Genomic DNA, 16,574 nt, shown 5'->3' with positions numbered 1-16,574 from the left:
GATCATGCGGTGGCGCTGGCTGGCCGGGCCGGGCGGGGCCGGGGAGGTCGTGGTGGTGTTCGGCGGCTGGGCCGCGGGCGCCGCGCCATTGGCGCATCTTTGCGGGGGTCGCGACGTGCTTTTCGTCTGGGATTGGCGCGATCTCGATGCCGATCTGCCGCCGCTGTCGGGCTACCGCAGGCGCCACCTCGTCGCCTGGTCCTTCGGCGTCGCCGCTTATGCGCATTGGCAGGAGGGGCGCGCGCTCGGCTTCGACCGCCGCGTGGCGATCTGCGGCAGCCCGGCGCCGGTCGATCGCCGCCTCGGCATTCCGCCCGCCGTCTTCGCCCGGACCCGCGACAGGCTGAGCCAAGCGGTGCTCGCGGCGTTTCTCGACCGGGCCGGGGTGCCGCCGATCGATGCGCCCGACATCGCGGCCTTGCGCGCGGAACTCGACGCCGTGGCCGCGCGGGGGGCCGCGCCGTCCTGCGATTGGGATGCCGCGGTGATCGCGGCGGGCGACCATGTCTTTCCCGCCGCCAACCTGCAACGCGTCTTTGCGCAAACGCCGACGCGCATGGTCGATGCGCCGCATGCGCCGTTCGGTCTCTGGCGCGACTGGGACGAGGTGCTGCGATGAGCCTGCCTCATGCGCGCGTCGCCCGTGCCTTTCGCCGTGGCCTGCCGAGCTATCACGACGCGGCGCGGGTGCAGGCCATGAGCGCGCAGCGCCTGGCCGAGATGCTGGCGGTGGACGGGGCCGGGCCGCGGATCGGCCGGGCGCTGGAGTTCGGCTGCGGCACCGGTCTGCTGACCCGGGCGCTGCATCGCCGCTTCGACTTCGGGGCTTTCGAGAGCAATGACCTGCTCGACGAGGCGCGCGATCACCTGCCCGGCGACCTGCGGCCCGCCTTCCGCTCCGGCCCGATCGAGGGGTTGCCGCTGCACGGCGCCTACGATCTCATCGCCTCCGGCGCGACGATCCAATGGATCGCCGATCCGGCGGCGCTGCTGGCGCGGCTGTCGCGCCATCTCGCGCCGGGGGGGCGGCTGCTGATCGGCGGCTTCGGGCGGGGGCATTTCGCGGAGCTGGCGGCGTTGGCTGCGCCCGCGCCGCTTTTCTATGCCGATCCCGCCGACTGGCCCGCGCTGCTGCCGCCGGGGCTCGTGCTGCGCGCGGCGGAGCGGCGACGCGAGGTGCTGGGATTCGACGATCTTCCGCAGCTGCTGCGCCATCTGCGGGCCACCGGCGTCACCGGCAATGCGCGCGCCGGTTGGGGCCGAGGCGCGATGCGCGAGGCCGAGCGGCGCTGGCGTGCGGAGCATGGGCTTGCCGATGGCCGGCTGGGGCTGAGCTATGTCTCGGTGCATCTCGTCATCGGCGTCGCGCCACAGGGACAGGCCTAGCCGGGCAGGTAAAGCTCCGGGTGTTGCAGGAAATGCTCCAGCATCGCGGGTGGTGTCCGGCCCGATGCGGCCAATTCTCCGCATCGCCCGGAATGTTGGCTCATCGCACGCCGCTTGGCCGCGATCGAGGCGGGCGGCGCGGTCAGAAGCCGCAGGCCATGCGGCACCTGCGCCTTGGGGAGAAAGCGCGCCTCGGCCAGGTAGCATAGCGCCGCCCGGTCAGCGGCCATCGCCGCGCGCCCCAGCGCATGGCCGCGCGCAAGATCGACGCAGGGCTCGCCCGGCCATGGCAGCAGCACCGTCGCTTCGGGGGCGATGAGCGGCTGCAACCGCCGTGCCAGCATGTCGAAATGCCGCCCCCGCGCGGGCAGCGTCTTCTCGGGCTCGCCGATCCAGTGCAGTGTCGCATCGGGGGCAAGGCAGGCCAGCGCGTCCGCCGTCTCGTCATGGCGGGCTCGCATGGTCTCTTCGCCTTGGGTCAGGCAGATGACGTCGACCCGTGCGCCGCCGCGCGCCGCCGCATGGATCAGCGCGCCGCAGCACAGCGTCTCGTCGCCCGCGCGCGCGACGATGACGGCCAGCCGCGAAGCGCCCGACATGATCCGCGCGGCCGTGGTCGAGAGCGCGCCATCGGCGGCGCGCAGGAAAGCGCCATCGGTCGAAGGCCGGGGGGCATCGCGCCGCCTGAAGATCATGCGCGGTGCCCGCATCGGGGAAGGGACCGCGCCGCTTTCGCGCCCGTGTCCCTCTCTGGCGGCGTCGCGCGCCCGGCTGTCTTAGCTCTGCCCATGGCGCCACAACCGCAACCCTGCGCCGGGGTTCCGGGATTCGCGCTGCGCATCGGCTCGGCCCGTTCTTTTTGCGCCTCCGCCGGGGCGTGGCGCAACAGGGGCCGCGCGCGTCCCGTGGCCGGGCGGTGCCGCCCGGCCATCTGCGCTCAATGGGCGCGCGATTTCAGCGGCAGGACCGAGAGTATCGCGACGAGAATGACCCCCACGGCGAGTCCGATCACCCCCATGATCGTGGCCCCCGTCAGCCAGCCCAGCGCGTCTTGCAGAACCGGCGCATGGGCGAGAACCCAATGTCGCGCCTCCTCCACCACATGCTCGGGCCGGGAGATGTGGTAGTTCTCCAGCCCGTGCACGAGAATGCCGCCGCTCACCCACAGCATCGCCGCCGTGCCGACGATGGAGAGCAGCTTGAGCACATAGGGCATGCCCTTGACCAGCGCCCGCCCGAAGCCGGGAACGAAGCCGTCCGGCCCGCGCGCGGCCAGCGCCGCGCCGAAATCATCGGCCTTCACGATGATCGCCACCGCGCCATAGACGATGAAGGTTATGAACACGCCCACCACGCCGAGCACGGCGGCCTGTGTGACGAAGGGCAGCTCGGACACGCTCGACAGGGTCAGCGCCATGATCTCGGCCGAGAGGATGAAATCGGTGCGGATCGCGCCCCTGACCGTGCTTTCCTCATCGAGCACGACCTTCTTCTTGGCCTCGTGCCCATGGCCCAGCACCACCTCGACGATCTTTTCCGCCCCCTCATAGGCGAGATAGAGCCCGCCCAGCATCAGGAGCGGCGTGATCGCCCATGGCGCGAGAAAGCTCAGCGCCAGCGCCGCCGGCAGCAGGACCAGGATCTTGTTGCGCAGCGAGCCGATGCCGATCTTGCGGATGATCGGCAGCTCGCGGTCGGCCATGAAGCCCAGCACGTATTTCGGCGTGACGGCGGCATCGTCGATGATGATGCCCATGGATTTCGAGCCCGCCTTCATGGTGGCCGCGGCCACGTCATCGAGCGATGCCGCGGCGGTTCTGGCGATCAGGGCGACGTCGTCGAGAAGTGCGAATAATCCGGAACTCATGGGCCTGCCGATACTGGGTTGGTTTGTTGCGCGTTGCCAAGGCTTACCGCGGTCCAACCCCCCATGCCCAGAATGGGTCGCATCATGCGCGAATTTTTCCCGCAAGGGGGCGCTCTTGCATGGCTGACCGCCGGTGCCGCGCCCGATCAGGCGACGCGGCGCAGGAAGCGGCGCAGCCGCGCGTCATGCGGCGCTTCGAGCACCTGGCCCGGCGGGCCCTGCTCGACGATGCGCCCGCCCTCCATGAAGATCACGCGGTCGGCGATCTCGCGGGCGAACTGCATTTCGTGGGTGACGATCAGCATCGTCTGGCGCTGGGCGGCGACGCGGCGCATCAGGTCGAGCACCTCGCCCACCCATTCGGGGTCGAGCGCCGAGGTCGGCTCGTCGAAAAGCATCAGCTCCGCGCCGATCGCCATCGCCCGGCCGATCCCGACGCGCTGCTGCTGGCCGCCGGACAGGGCCGCGGGGTAGCTGTCGGCCTTTTCGGCAAGCCCGGTCTCGGCCAGCACCTCGCGCGCGCGGCGCTCTGCCTCCTCGCGCGGGCGGCCCTGCACGGTGACCAGCGCCTCCATGATGTTCTCCTTCGCCGTCTTGTTGGCGAAAAGCGCGTAGTTCTGGAACACGAAGGCCGTGGCCCGGCGCAGCGCCAGGATGTCGCGCTTCGTGGCCCGGGCGACATCGACCGAGACATCGCCAATCGCGATCGTCCCGGCATCGGGCCGGTCGAGGAAGTTGAGGCAGCGCAGCAGCGTCGACTTGCCGGTCCCCGAAGGGCCGATCACCACGACCCGCTCGCCCTCGGCGATGTCGAGGTCGATGCCGTCGAGCACCGCCGTGCTGCCGAACCGCTTGGTCAGTCCACGTATCGAGATCATCGCGCATAGGCCTTGTTGAGATGGGTTTCGAGCTGCTTCTGCCCCTGGCTCAGCACCTCCACGATGATCCAGTAGAGGATCGCCACCACGAGGAAGGCCTCGAAGTAGAGAAAGCTGCCAGACGCCTCCTTCTGCGTGGCGCCCATCATCTCGGTCACCCCGAGCGTGAAGGCCAGTGAGGTGCCCTTGATCATGTCGATGAAGTAGTTGACCAGCGTCGGCGCCGCGATCCGGCCCGCCTGCGGCAGCACGATCCGCCGCATCATCTGGGCCTGCGTCATGCCGATCGACTGCGCCGCCTCCCACTGGCTGCGATCGACGCCGGTGATCGCGGCGCGGATCGCCTCGGCCATGTAGGCCGAGAAATGCAGCGTCAGCCCCATGATCGCGGCGGTCACGCCGTTGATCTGCGTCAGGAAGGACAGCACCTGCGGCAGGCCGTAATAAAAGAGGAACAGCTGCACCAGCAGCGGCGTGCCGCGAAAGAAGCTGATGAACAGCACCACCAGCCAGTCGAGCCCCGGCACGCGGATCACGCGCTCCACCGCGAGCAGCGAAGCCAGCACCAGCGCGCAGAGCATCGCCACCGCCGCCATGAAGAGCGTCAGCGGCACGTAACCGAGAATGACGGGCACCAGCCCCAGCATGTAATCGAGGTCGAGCGCCCGCATGGTTCAGCTCACTCGGTTTCGGTTTCGGCGGCAACGGAGGTGATGTCGCTGTCGAACCATTCCTGCGAGATCTCGGCCAGCCTGCCGTCTTCCTTGAGCGCGCTCAGCGCCGCATCGACGCGGTCGCGCATGGCGCGGTCTTCCTCGGTGTCGCGGAAGGGCAGGGCGTTGCGGATTTCGGAAAAGGGCTGCCCGGCGAGCTGCAGCGGCAGCGGGCTTTCCTTGATCACCTGCGCCGAGGAGACGCGGTCCATCACGAAGGCATCGACGCGGCCCAAAGCGGTGTCCTGCTCGATGTTCGATTCATAGGTGCGGATGTCGATCTCGTCGGCAAAGGGCAGCTCGCGCAGCAGCTGCTCGAAGTTCGAGCCGAGATTGACCGCGACGGTCCGGCCGCGCAGATCCTCGACGCTTCCGATCTCGTCATTGCCCTCCTGCGTCACCACCTGCGCGCCGTCGATGACATAGGGCTGGGTGAAGACGAAGGCCGCCTCGCGCTCGGGGGTGATGGTGATCTGGTTGGCGATCGTGTCGATCCGCCCGGCTTCGAGCGCGCCGATCAGGCCCGAAAAGCTCATGGTCTGGAACTCGATGTCGAGCCCGGCCTCTTCGCCGACGGCGTTCATCACGTCGACCTCGAAGCCCTGCAGCTCGTCCTGGCGCACGAAGGTGAAGGGGAAATAGCCGCCCGACATGCCGACGACCAGCGTATCGTTTTCCTGCGCCACGGCGGCGGTCGACAGCCCGGCCGTCGCGATCGCGGCGGTGATGAAGGTTTTCAGCATGATGCAGCTCCTTTGTCCTGGACACCCGACGTGCCGCCTGAGCGGGCCAGGTTCAACGTGTCAGACCAGATAAGGGCGAATGTTCGGCAGGCGAGGACGGACGTGGAAAATTGTCGGCCGCGACGGGTCTTGCGAGGACCAGCATTCCGCTCGGCCGCGGATCTCGGCGCAGGGGGCGCCCAGGGCCATCGGCGGCGCCGTCGCCGCGGCTCTTTGCGATTCCCGACTGGATCGCCGTGAGAAGCCTCGCCGCGACGGCTACGGGACCATGGCCCGCGCCATGGCGGATCGGTTTCGACCTCATGGCCGAAGGCAGGGAGGCGGTCATGTCGGGGCCAGATGTCCGTCCGCGCAGGGGTGACGCCGGAGGCATCTGTTCAAGCTGGTGTCGACGGGCAGGGTGCTTCGATTGATGCTCGGCTCGGGCGCGCCGTGAGCGATCCTTGCCATCGCATTCCAGCGCGAACTGCCGCTGATCCCGACGAGAGCCCTCCGCGCTGCCGTGGCCGCGACGACGGTGACCACGACCGTCTCCACCTCGTCGAGATCGAGCAAGGGCGTGAAGTCACCGGCACCGGCTCCTTGCGGGATCATGATGCAGTGCCGGTGCTTGCGCAGGCAGCTGATGAGGCAGATGTCGAGGTAAAGCCCTTCGGCCATTCGCGCTTGTCGAGCAGGGGGGAAAGGGGTCGGTCTGCCTTCGGGAGGAGCAACTCAAGAGGCCGCCGTTCCGCCCCACCATGGTCGGACCCTCCCGAACAGAGGGCTGAAGCCTCCAAGTTTCGCTCAGGAAACGGTAAACTGGCCCATCATGCCTGCGTCCTCGTGTTCGAGGATATGACAGTGATACATGTAGGGCGCGTCGGGGCGGGCGGGCTGGTCAAAACGGATCAGGATTTCGGCGGTGCCATCGACCCAGACCACGTCCTTCAGCCCGGTTTCGGCATGATCTACCGCGCGGCCATTGCGGCTCATCACCTGGAACGAGGTGCCGTGGACGTGGAACGGGTGGGCCATCATGTCGGCCGAAATTTCCCAGATCTCGGTCTCGCCCAGGCGCAGCTGCTGGTCGATCCGGTCCATCTCGTAGGACTTGCCGTTGATGCCGAGATCCGGCTTGCCGCCGAACATCGCGCCCATCATCCCCATGCCCATCATCATGTCGAGCCGGAAGCTTCGGCGGCGCAAGGGTTCCCCGAAATCGGGGCGCGGCGCGCCTGCCAAAGTGGCAGGCAAGGTCGCGACCCTGGCCGCGCGGCCAGGGTCGACCTCGAACCGCGCCACCTCGAAGACATCGCTGCCATCGGAGGCCTCGGAGTTACCGCTCATCATGCCGCCCATCATGCCACCGCGGCCCATCATGCCGCCGCCCATCATCGGCATCGGCACATCGGCCGAGACGAGCCGGGCGGGGTGTCCGTTCGCGAAATCAACGACGATCTCGGCCCGCTCGGCGGGGGCCAGTTGGATTTCGGTCCGCCGTAGCGGCGCCGGCAGAAGCCCGGCATCGCCGGCGACATGATGGAACGCGCGGCCATCCGCGAAGCGGAAGCGGTAGACCCGCGAGTTCGAACCGTTGAGCAGGCGCAGGCGGACCATCCCCGCGGGAACCCCGGCGACCGGGGTCGGCGCCCCGTTCACGAGGACCCTGTCGCCCCGGAATCCTTGCATGAGCGCCATGCCGTCATCGTCGTAGCGCAGTTCGCCGCGGCGCGAGAAACTGCGATCCTGAACGATCATGGGAATATCGTCCACGCCGTAATCCGAAGGCAGTCCCGCATCCGCCGCTTCGGAGTCATCGATGAGCAGCAGACCTGCCAGCCCGTGATAGACCTGCTCTCCGGTGCGTCCATGGACATGCGAGTGATACCAGTAGGTGCCCGCAGGCTGGTCGATCTCGAGCGTCTGTTCGAGTTCCCGCCCCGGCGCGATCACGGAATGTGGCCCGCCATCCTGCCAGCCGGGCACATGCAGCCCATGCCAATGCGCCGTGATACCTTGCTCCAGCCTGTTGCCGACCGTGATCCGGGCGCCTCGTCCCCGCCGCATCCTCAATGTCGGGCCGAGATAATCCTGCGACCAGCCCAGCACCTGTGTCTCAGCGCCATCGAGAAAGGCCTTTCGCCCGGCGATCGCATCGATCCGGTTTCCGGCTTCTTCGCCGATATCGATCAAGGCCGGAATGGGCAGCGGTTGCCCTGCCACGGCCTGCGCCGACGCACGACCGACGAGCGCCGGAACCGCAAGGCTGGCCAGCGCCCCACTCAGAAAACTCCTGCGTCGCATCAAGCCGTTCCTTCGAGGTTTGCAGGGCTCCCCAGCCTGCACGCCGCCTCGTGCTGGCTTAGGAAGACCTCGCCGGTCAGCTCTTCGAGGAGATGGCTGCGCTTCAGCCGGTCCATCACCGGGCCCTTCACCTCGCTCAAATGCAGCCGGATGCCGGCATCCTTGAGCCTTGTGTTGATCGCTTCGAGCGACTCCAGCGCCGAAAGGTCGATCTCGTTCACCGCCGGGAACATCAGCACCACGTCCGTGAGCTCGGGCTTCTCGGCGGCATAGGCCGAGAGCCGGTCCTCGAGATAACGGGCGTTGGGAAAGTAGAGGCTTTCGTCGACCCGCAACGACAGCACATGCGGCTGGGTCTCGACCTCGTGGCGCAGCACGTTGCGGAAATGCTCGGTGCCGGGCACCCGGCCCACCACCGCCATGTGCGGGCGCGAGGTCTTGTAGAGATGCACGAGGATCGAGGTGACCACGCCCGCCGTCACGCCGGTCTCGACGCCGAAAAGGAGCGTCAGCAGGATCGTCGCCGAGACGGCGGCGAAATCGGCGCGGCTGAAGCGCCAGGCGCGCTTGAGGATCGAGAAATCGACGAGGCTGAGGACCGCGACGATGATCGTGGCCGCCAGCGTGGCTTTCGGCAGGTAGTGGATCAGCGGCGTCAGGAACAGCGCGGCCAGCGCGAGGCCGAGGGCGGTGAAGGCGCCTGCGGCGGGGGTCTCGGCGCCGGCGTCGTAGTTCACCACCGAGCGCGAAAAGCCGCCCGTGACCGGAAAGCCGCCCGAGAAGGCCGCACTCATGTTGGCGGCGCCGAGGCCGATCAGCTCCTGGTCGGGGTCGATGCGCTGGCGCTTCTTTGCGGCCAGCGTCTGCGCGACCGAGATGCTTTCGACGAAGCCGATGATCGAGATGAGCAGGGCGGGCACGAAGAGCTGCGACAGCAGTTCGGGCGAGAATGAGGGCAGGGTCAGCGGCGGCAGGCTTTGCGGCACCTCGCCGACGATGGCGACGCCGCGCGCGCCCAGATCGAAGGCCCAGACGGCAAGCGTGGTGGCGAGGATGGCCAGCACCGGGCCGGTCTTGGCGCCGATATCGGCCATGCGCGGGCCAAGGCCCATTCGGCGCAAGAGCGGCTTCAGCCCGCCGCGCACCCAGAACAGGAAGGCGGTGGCCGAGACGCCCAAAGCGACGGTGATCGGGTTGATCTCGTCCAGTTGCGCGACGAGGCCGGCGCCGATCTCGATCAGCGTGTGGCCCTCGCCCTCGATGCCGAGGATGTGGCTCAACTGGCTCGCCGCGATCAGGATGCCGCTCGCGGTGATGAAGCCCGCGATCACCGGGTGCGACAGGAAATTGGCGAGAAAGCCGAGCCGCAGCAGCCCCAGCGCCAGCAGCATCGCGCCCGACAGGAAGGCGAGCGTCAGCGCCGCGGCGACATAGCCCGCCGTGCCGCTTGCGGCGACCTCGCCCACCGCGGCGGCCGTCATCAGCGACACCACCGCGACCGGGCCCACCGCCAGCGTGCGGCTGGTGCCGAAGATCGCATAGAGCAGGATCGGCGCGATCGAGGCATAGATCCCGGCCTCGGGCGGCAGGCCCGCGAGCAGCGCATAGGCCAGGGATTGCGGGATCAGCATGATCGTGACGATCACCGCCGCGACCGCGTCGCCGGTGAAGGCGGAGCGGTCGTAGCGCCGCCCCCAGTCGAGGATCGGCAGGTAGCGCGACAGCGAGGGCATGGTCATCTCGGTTTGTCCGGCATGAGAAGGAAGGGAAAAGGGCGGCCCTAGTCGGGAGGACGGGCCGCCCGGGCGATCAGTCGAAGCGGTTCACCGGCAGTTTCAGATAGTGGTGGCCGTCATCCTCGGCCGGGGGCAGCCGCCCGCCGCGCAGGTTGATCTGCAATGCGGCGAGGATGCGGTTGGGCAGCGCCAGCGTCGCGTCGCGGCTCTGGCGGCGTTCGATGAAATCCTCGCGCTTGGTGCCGTCCTTGACGTGGATGTTGTTGGCGCGGTGTTCGTCCACCGTCGCCTCCCACGCAGGCTCCTTCCGCTCCTTGGTGCCGTAGTCGTGGCCGACATTGAGGCGGGTGTTGCCGGGCAGGGCGAGGATGTCCTGGATCGAGTCCCACAGCTCGGCGGTCCTGCCGCCCGGAAAGTCCGAGCGCGAGGTGCCGGCATCGGGCTGCATCAGCGTGTCATGCACGAAGGCCGCATCGCCGCAGACATAGGTGATCGAGCCCAGCGTGTGGCCGGGCGACAGCATCACCTTCGCCTCCAGATCGCCGATCTTGAAGCTCTCGCCCTCCTCGAACAGGTGGTCGAAATCGCGATTGGCATCGAAGGCATCGGGCAGGTTGTAGAGATCGGCCCAGATCTTCGCGATCTCGGGCACCAGCGCGCCGATGGCGTTGGGCGCGCCGGTGCGCTCCTTGAGATGCGCCGAGGCCATGACGTGGTCGGCATGGGGGTGGGTGTCGAGCACCCACTGCACCTTCAGGTCGTTCTCGCGCACGATATCGAGCACCTGGTCCATGCTCTCGGTGGAAAAGCGGTAATTCTTCGGGTCGAAGTTCCACACCACGTCGATCAGCGCCGCCTGACGGGTCTTGGGATCGGCACAGATATACTGGATCGACCCGGTATCGGGCTCGTAGATGCCCCAGACATCGGGGCTGTTCGCGCCGGTCGAAGGCGAATGGCGCACGACGCGGCTCTTCAGGGGATCGGTCATTGGGGGGCTCCTTTGCGAATGGGCAGGGAGAGGTCGGGGGTGTGCCGGGCAAGCCACATGCCGCCCAGCATGAAGGGCACGAAGATCAGCGCGCCGGTCGTCGCGATCGGCAGCGCGGTGAGCGCCGGGCCGGGGCAGAAGCCGCCAAGCCCCCAGCCGATGCCGAACAGAACCGCGCCGGTCAGAAGCCTGGGGTCGAGGTCGGTCCGGGTCGGGATGCGGAACTGGCTGTCGAAGAAGGGACGCGACCGGCGGCGGGTGAGAAGCGCGAAGCCCGGTGCGGTCACCGCGATGGCACCGCCCATGACGAAGGCGAGGCTCGGGTCCCAGGTGCCGAAGACGTCGAGGAAATTGAGCACCTTGGCCGGGTCGGCCATGCCCGAGACGATCAGGCCGAGGCCGAAGACCAGGCCGGAGAGCAGCGCGAAGATCTGTTTCATCTCAGCCTCCGATCAGATGGCGGGTGACGAAGACCGTGACGAAGGCCGCGGCCATGAAGGTGAGGGTGGCGACGATCGAGCGCATCGAGCCGCGACTGATGCCGCAGACGCCATGGCCCGAGGTGCAGCCATTGCCATAGGTCGCGCCGAAGCCCACCAGAAGGCCCGCCACCGCCATCAGCGCCGGGCTCGACGGCACCCATTGCTGCGGCCAGTCGCCGGACACCAGCATCCAGATCGGCGCGGCCATGAGCAGGCCGAGCACGAACAGCGCCGAGACGCCGCGCGCCTCGCCATCGGTGGAGCGCGCGAAGATCCGCGAGGTGAGGCCGCTGATCCCGGCGATGCGACCATTGGTGGCCATCAGCAGCACCGCCGAAGCCCCGATCATCATGCCGCCTCCGAGCGACAGCCATGGGGTGAACTCTGTTTCCATCTCTCGACTCCGTGATACGACGGCGGGCGCTGACGCGCTTGCCTTGTTTCAGGACATCTATATATTACTCACATGGCATATTCAATAGGTCGCATATGAAGATCACCGATGACTTTCTCGACGGCGACATCGCGGGCGCCGCGGCGCTGATGGGAATGCTGGCCTCGGAGGCGCGGCTGCGGATCCTGTGCCGTCTGGTCGAGGGCGAGCGCTCGGTCGGCGATCTGGCGCGGATCTGCGGCATGTCGCAGCCCACCATGTCGCAGCAGCTGAAAAGGCTGAAGGAGGCGGGCCTCGTCGAAGGCCGCCGCGACGGGCAGACGATCTATTACAGCGTGATGGGCGACGAGGTCGCCGCCGTGCTGGAGACGCTGCACAAGCTCTATTGCGCGCGCGACGCGCAGTGAGCGCCCGCGCCCGGGGCGTCCGGGCGCGGGGCGGGGGTCAGGCCCCGGATTTGCGGTCGGCATAGTCTTTCACGAACCGGCCGATCTGTTCTTGGGTGAGGTCGAGGCCGTTCTCGCGGCCCATCGCAAGGGCGGCCTCGCCATCGAGGCCCCGATCGGCCGCCAGCGCCATCAGCGTCATCGCGCCGGCGCGCTTGCCCGAAGCGCAGTGCAGCAGGACGGGCTGCGGCAGCTCCGGCATCTTCCGGCGGAAATCATCGACCAGCGCGTCATCGAGCGCGTCGGGCGAGACCGGGTGATGCAGGTAGGCGAGCCCGGCCTCCTCGGCGATGCGCCGCTCCTCCTCGGGTGTGACCTCCTGCTTCTCCTCGGAGGTGCGGAAGTTCACCACGCTGCGAAAGCCCTCTTCGGCGGCCTGCCGCAATCCGGCCTCGTCGGGGGCGAAGCGGGCGATGCTGTAATTGCGGTCGATGGTAACGGTGTTGTCCATAGGGGTCCTCATGTCTTCTCGGGGGTTTCGACCGGGTAGCCGGCGGCGCTCCATGCCTTCCAGCTGCCCGGCACGTTGCGGATGGTCTCGAAGCCATTGGCAGCAAGCAGGCTCGACGCGATGCTGGCGCGAAAGCCGCTGGCGCAATAGGTGGCGTAGGTCCTTGTGCGGTCAAGATCGTGCAGCTTCTCGCGCAGCTCGCCGAGGAAGGCATGCGTCGCGCCCGGCACGTGGCCGCCCTCCCATTCCTCGGGCTTGCGCACGTCGAGCGGGGTGATGCCGCGCGCCTCCTTCAGCTCATGCACCGAGATCTGCGGGATCTGCGCGAACTCCCGCCCCGCCTCGCGCCACGCGCTCATGCCGCCGGCGAGATAGCCGCCGAACCGGTCGAAGCCGGTGCGCCACAGCAGCCTGACCACCTCGGGCAGCTCGGCATCCTCGTTCAGCACGAGGTGGATCGGGCGTTCCGGGTCGAGCAGCCAGCCGGCCCAGACCGACAGTTCGGGCCGCGCGCCGATGTTGAGCGCGCCCTTCACATGGCCCGCGCCGAAGCCCATCATGTCGCGCACGTCGAGGATCTGCGCGCCGTTCTCGGCAGCTTCGGCAAACTGCTCGACCGTCAGCGGCGGCACGCGCGGCAGGTTGCGCAGCACCTCGGGGCCCTTGGCGTTCACCTTCTTCAGCCGCGGATAATGCGTCGGCACCGGCGGGGCATCCGCCTGCATCACCTTCTTGAACTCCTCGAGGCTCTCGATCCTGGCGTAGTCGTTGAAGCGCCGCTCATAGCCGATCGTGCTCGACATGCGGTCGCCGATATCCGGCCCGCAGGCCGATCCCGCGCCGTGGCAGGGATAGATGATCACGTCGTCGGGCAGCGCCATGAACACGTCGCGCACGGTGTGGAACAGCTTTTCGGTGAGCTCCTCGGTCCGGTCGTCGCCCATCAGGTCGGGGCGGCCGACGCTGTCGACGAAGAAGGCATCGCCCGAAAGCACGCCCCAGGGCGTCTCGGTGTCGCCGTCATGGAGGAAGTAGGACATGTGCTCGGGCGTGTGGCCGGGGGTGAAGCGCGCCTTCATCCGCAGCCCGCCGAAGACGAACTCATCGCCATCGCGGACCGGCGCGTGCTCGAAGCCGTATTCGGCGCCGCCCTCGGTGCTGACGCAGAGTTTGGCCTGACCGCCGAGCCGGTCGACCAGCTCGCGCGCGCCGCTCATGAAATCGGCGTGGATGTGGGTCTCGAAGACATGGGTGATGGCGAGGCCGAAGCGCCGCGCCGCCGCGAGATAGATCTCGACGTCGGGGCGCGGATCGACGATGGCGCAGACATGCGCGGCGTCGTCGCCCAGTAGGTAGGAGCATTCGGCGACACCGTCGGCCAGGATCTGTTCGAAGCGCAGGGTCATGGCTGGTCCTCCTTTGGGCAGGGAACGCAGGATACCATTGGTCCGGTTCCTGTTTTCGGGGAGGGCGAGCGGCCTTCGGGTCTGGCCGACCGTGTCGGTTCGGCACGCTTCCGCCCTTTCTCGCGTTTGGCAGGGGGCCAGCTTCCCCCCGGGGGGCGGGTGCCATAGGGTGGCCACAAGTTGGATGTGCGGAAGGCATCGTCTCCCATGCTGCTGAGGCAAATCGTCGGGTTGTCCCTGTGCTGGCTTCTGCTTCTCGGAAGCCTGTGGGACGTTGCCGGCCCGGAGCATGCGCATGCGGCGGACGGCCATGCGGAACACGCATCCGTCGTCCCTTCCGTGGTCTCCGGCCCGGTGCCCCCGTCCGCGGCCTGCCATCCCAGCGTGCGGTGCATCATCGTTCCGGTGGATGAGGGCGCGTTTCTCAGGCCGCCGCTGCGGCTGTCGGACCGGATGACCATCAGCGCCGGGGGGGCGGAACCGGCGTCCCGGCAGCCTGACATCGCCCTGCCGCCCCCCCGTCGAAGGGTCTGATCTGAACAATCGGACTCAGTCGACGAGGGCAGTATGACAAGCAAGAAGATGGCGGTGGCCACGCTGGCGATCTGGATCGCCGCGGGGACCGTGGTCGCGCATAGTGGCGCGACGGGCGTGGTGCGCGAACGCATGGAGGGGATGGTCGCGATGCGCGACGCCCTGCGCGACGTGACCCCGATGATGCGGGGCGAGATGCCCTATGACGCGGCCCGCGTGGCCGAGGCCGGTCGCGCGATCGCGGCGCATGCCGGAAGCGAGATGACCGGGCTTTTCCCGGAGGGCAGCGCGGGCGGGGTCTCCTATGCAAAAGAGGCGATCTGGCAGGAGCGTGAGACGTTCGACGCCCTGGCCGAAGAGTTGCGCCGCCATGCCGAAGGCCTCGTGAAAGCCGCCCCGAACGGGCTTGCGGCGCCAGATCCTCATGCCGGAATGGCGACGGGCGGTTCCACGGGCGGTTCCATGGAGGGGCACGAGGGCATGACGATGCCGGGTGACGCTCCGGCCCGGTCCGGCCCCGGCGCCGGGTTCTCGGTGGCGCAGCTCCTCGGCGTCGAGCCGCGGCGAAGAGCGGAGCAGGCGGGGATGGCCTCCACATCCGCGGCGGACGGGAGTGCCACCGCGCCCGGCTACGCGACGCTCGCCGCGCCACAGGTCTTCCGGCGGATCGGCGAAACCTGCGCGGCCTGCCATGGCCGCTACCGGGCGGGGAGCTGAGCATGCGTGGTTTGCTCAGAGGCGTCCTGCTGGTGGCCGCCCTGGCCGGAGGCGGCTATGCCGGGCTGCGCGCCTGGCCGATCGGCAAGGAGGGTGCGAGGATCACGCTCGATGGCGATGCCCGGCGCGGGGCCTATCTGGCGCGGGCCGCGGGCTGCGTGGCCTGCCACACCGACACGGCGGCCGAAGGCCCGGCGCTGGCGGGCGGCGCGGCGCTAGACACGCCATTCGGCAGCTTCGTGCCGCCGAACATCACACCCGATTTCGAGCATGGTATCGGCAGCTGGACCCCGGAGGACCTCGGCCGGGCATTGCGGGAAGGCATTTCGCCCGATGGCGAACCCTATTACCCGGCCTTTCCCTTCGAGTTCTATGCCGGGTTCTCGGACCAGGACATCGCCGATCTCTGGGCGGCGCTGGCGACGGTGCCGCCGGTGGCCGAGACGCGCGGCGAGACCGACATGCGCTTTCCGTTCAGCATGCGTTCCGGCCTGAAGCTCTGGCGCGCGACGGCGCTCCTCGAGGCCGAGAGCGCGCCTGTGCTCGGCCGCTCGAAGGAATGGAACAGGGGGCGCGAGCTGGTGGAGGGGGCGGCGCATTGCGGCGCCTGCCATACCGGGCGCGGATTGCTGGGCGGGCTCGACGCCACGAGCTTCGGTGGCAATGACGATCTGCCGGGCGGGTCCGTCGCGCCATCGATCCGCGCCGCCGCCCTGAAGGACGCCGGCTGGACCGCGAATGCGCTGGCCTATGCGCTGGAGACCGGGATCACGCCCGCGGGCGACGTCTTCGGTGGCTCCATGACCGAGGTGGTGGAGCAGGGGACGAGCTTTCTCGACGAGGCCGACAGGCGGGCCATCGCGGCCTATCTGCTCGATCCCGAAACGGAACTCTCCGAAATCGACGCGCTGGCGCAGCTCCGCTGATCGCTTCTGACGAACGTCCCGGCGCCGCTCCTGCTGCGCCGGGGTCAATCCATTGGAAAGACGGACATATGAACAAGACGATCATTCTCGGGGGTCACTGGCCTTCTTCTTGCGGGCGGCCTGCTCTGGGTCGCCTCGACGCCCGATGAAGGCGGCATGGCGGGCCACTCCATGACCCCACCCGACACCAGCGAGATCCCGCAGGGCGCGGCGATCGTGCAGGTGGCGCTGCCCACCGGGCTCGACGAGCAGGCGCAGATGGGCAAGCGCGCCTTCGAGGCGGTCTGCGCCGATTGTCACGGGGCGAACGCGGCCGGAAAGAACGGCGTGGCGCCGCCGCTGGTGCACAAGACCTACGAGCCGGGCCATCACGGCGATTACGCCTTTCTCGCTGCCGTGCGGAACGGCGTGCGGTCGCATCACTGGGACTTCGGCGACATGCCCCCGGTCACCGGGCTGACGGATGCCGATGTCACCAACATCGTGGCCTATGTTCGCGCGCTGCAACGCGAGAACGGCATCGACTGAGGTCGCGCCACGATCGGGGCGCGGTTTGGCGCCGATGCGATCGAGGTCCTGCGCGCAGCCACTTGCGCCGGGCGCGGGACATGCCATCTG

The 16,574-nt window shown here is 68.4% G+C and carries 19 protein-coding genes; 6 read left to right on the top strand and 13 right to left on the bottom strand.

Annotated features, from left to right (window positions below):
- The first annotated feature begins 4 nt into the window (after positions 1-4).
- Together CJ301_RS01445 and CJ301_RS01440 are read left to right on the top strand one after the other, a co-directional pair.
- Positions 5-619 (top strand): pimeloyl-ACP methyl esterase BioG family protein, encoded by a 615-nt coding sequence (locus tag CJ301_RS01445; protein ID WP_099273482.1) that lies wholly within the window; start codon positions 5-7, stop codon positions 617-619.
- Positions 616-1,386, top strand: coding sequence for a methyltransferase domain-containing protein (locus CJ301_RS01440; protein WP_099273480.1), 771 nt, complete (start codon positions 616-618; stop codon positions 1,384-1,386). The genes CJ301_RS01445 and CJ301_RS01440 overlap by 4 nt, the downstream gene beginning before the upstream one ends.
- Here the strand turns inward: CJ301_RS01440 and CJ301_RS01435 are convergent.
- From CJ301_RS01435 to CJ301_RS01385, 11 genes are all read right to left on the bottom strand, one after another.
- Positions 1,383-2,081: a PIG-L deacetylase family protein gene (locus tag CJ301_RS01435; RefSeq protein WP_162620386.1), complete on the bottom strand. Its 699-nt coding sequence runs from the start codon at positions 2,079-2,081 to the stop codon at positions 1,383-1,385. The genes CJ301_RS01440 and CJ301_RS01435 overlap by 4 nt on opposite strands.
- A 242-nt stretch (positions 2,082-2,323) precedes the next feature.
- Positions 2,324-3,253, bottom strand: coding sequence for a DUF808 domain-containing protein (locus CJ301_RS01430; RefSeq protein WP_099273476.1), 930 nt, complete (start codon positions 3,251-3,253; stop codon positions 2,324-2,326).
- 146 nt (positions 3,254-3,399) lie between these two features.
- A complete protein-coding gene (locus tag CJ301_RS01425; RefSeq protein WP_099273474.1) occupies positions 3,400-4,131 on the bottom strand; it encodes an amino acid ABC transporter ATP-binding protein in 732 nt (243 codons plus the stop codon).
- Positions 4,128-4,802: an amino acid ABC transporter permease gene (locus tag CJ301_RS01420; RefSeq protein WP_099273472.1), complete on the bottom strand. Its 675-nt coding sequence runs from the start codon at positions 4,800-4,802 to the stop codon at positions 4,128-4,130. The genes CJ301_RS01425 and CJ301_RS01420 overlap by 4 nt, the downstream gene beginning before the upstream one ends.
- 8 nt (positions 4,803-4,810) lie before the next feature.
- Positions 4,811-5,587, bottom strand: a complete 777-nt coding sequence (locus tag CJ301_RS01415) for an amino acid ABC transporter substrate-binding protein (RefSeq protein WP_099273470.1) — start codon at positions 5,585-5,587, stop codon at positions 4,811-4,813.
- A gap of 324 nt (positions 5,588-5,911) precedes the next feature.
- Positions 5,912-6,247, bottom strand: coding sequence for a hypothetical protein (locus CJ301_RS01410; RefSeq protein ID WP_099273468.1), 336 nt, complete (start codon positions 6,245-6,247; stop codon positions 5,912-5,914).
- 126 nt (positions 6,248-6,373) lie between these two features.
- Positions 6,374-7,873 (bottom strand): multicopper oxidase family protein, encoded by a 1,500-nt coding sequence (locus CJ301_RS01405; RefSeq protein ID WP_162620399.1) that lies wholly within the window; start codon positions 7,871-7,873, stop codon positions 6,374-6,376.
- On the bottom strand, positions 7,873-9,606 hold the full coding sequence (locus tag CJ301_RS01400) for a SulP family inorganic anion transporter (protein ID WP_099274145.1): 1,734 nt from the start codon (positions 9,604-9,606) through the stop codon (positions 7,873-7,875). The genes CJ301_RS01405 and CJ301_RS01400 overlap by 1 nt, the downstream gene beginning before the upstream one ends.
- A 76-nt stretch (positions 9,607-9,682) precedes the next feature.
- Positions 9,683-10,600 carry an MBL fold metallo-hydrolase gene (locus tag CJ301_RS01395; protein WP_099273466.1) on the bottom strand — a complete coding sequence of 306 codons (918 nt, stop codon included), beginning with the start codon at positions 10,598-10,600 and terminating at the stop codon, positions 9,683-9,685.
- On the bottom strand, positions 10,597-11,040 hold the full coding sequence (locus CJ301_RS01390) for a YeeE/YedE family protein (RefSeq protein WP_099273464.1): 444 nt from the start codon (positions 11,038-11,040) through the stop codon (positions 10,597-10,599). The genes CJ301_RS01395 and CJ301_RS01390 overlap by 4 nt, the downstream gene beginning before the upstream one ends.
- Before the next feature lies 1 nt (position 11,041).
- A complete protein-coding gene (locus CJ301_RS01385; protein WP_099273462.1) occupies positions 11,042-11,476 on the bottom strand; it encodes a YeeE/YedE family protein in 435 nt (144 codons plus the stop codon).
- A 95-nt stretch (positions 11,477-11,571) separates the two neighbouring features.
- Between CJ301_RS01385 and CJ301_RS01380 the strand changes: the two genes are divergently transcribed.
- Positions 11,572-11,883, top strand: coding sequence for an ArsR/SmtB family transcription factor (locus tag CJ301_RS01380; protein WP_099273460.1), 312 nt, complete (start codon positions 11,572-11,574; stop codon positions 11,881-11,883).
- A gap of 37 nt (positions 11,884-11,920) precedes the next feature.
- Here the strand turns inward: CJ301_RS01380 and CJ301_RS01375 are convergent, their stop codons facing one another.
- Positions 11,921-12,373: a beta-lactamase hydrolase domain-containing protein gene (locus CJ301_RS01375; RefSeq protein ID WP_099273458.1), complete on the bottom strand. Its 453-nt coding sequence runs from the start codon at positions 12,371-12,373 to the stop codon at positions 11,921-11,923.
- Positions 12,374-12,381: 8 nt separating this feature from the next.
- Entirely contained in the window at positions 12,382-13,779 is a 1,398-nt protein-coding gene (locus CJ301_RS01370; protein WP_099273456.1) for an MBL fold metallo-hydrolase, read from the bottom strand.
- Positions 13,780-14,346: 567 nt separating this feature from the next.
- Here CJ301_RS01370 and CJ301_RS01360 point away from each other — a divergent pair.
- The 3 genes from CJ301_RS01360 to CJ301_RS01350 all read left to right on the top strand — a co-directional run bounded on the left by CJ301_RS01360 (position 14,347) and on the right by CJ301_RS01350 (position 16,484).
- Positions 14,347-15,030, top strand: a complete 684-nt coding sequence (locus CJ301_RS01360; protein WP_099273452.1) for a c-type cytochrome — start codon at positions 14,347-14,349, stop codon at positions 15,028-15,030.
- A gap of 2 nt (positions 15,031-15,032) precedes the next feature.
- A complete protein-coding gene (locus CJ301_RS01355; RefSeq protein WP_254050028.1) occupies positions 15,033-15,956 on the top strand; it encodes a c-type cytochrome in 924 nt (307 codons plus the stop codon).
- Positions 15,957-16,127: 171 nt separating this feature from the next.
- Positions 16,128-16,484 (top strand): c-type cytochrome, encoded by a 357-nt coding sequence (locus tag CJ301_RS01350; RefSeq protein WP_437438402.1) that lies wholly within the window; start codon positions 16,128-16,130, stop codon positions 16,482-16,484.
- The last annotated feature ends 90 nt before the right edge of the window (positions 16,485-16,574 follow it).

It is taken from the genome of Limimaricola cinnabarinus (assembly GCF_002723615.1).
GTDB classification, from domain to species: Bacteria; Pseudomonadota; Alphaproteobacteria; order Rhodobacterales; family Rhodobacteraceae; genus Limimaricola; species Limimaricola cinnabarinus_B.
This window is presented reverse-complemented; position numbering and strand designations above follow the sequence as displayed.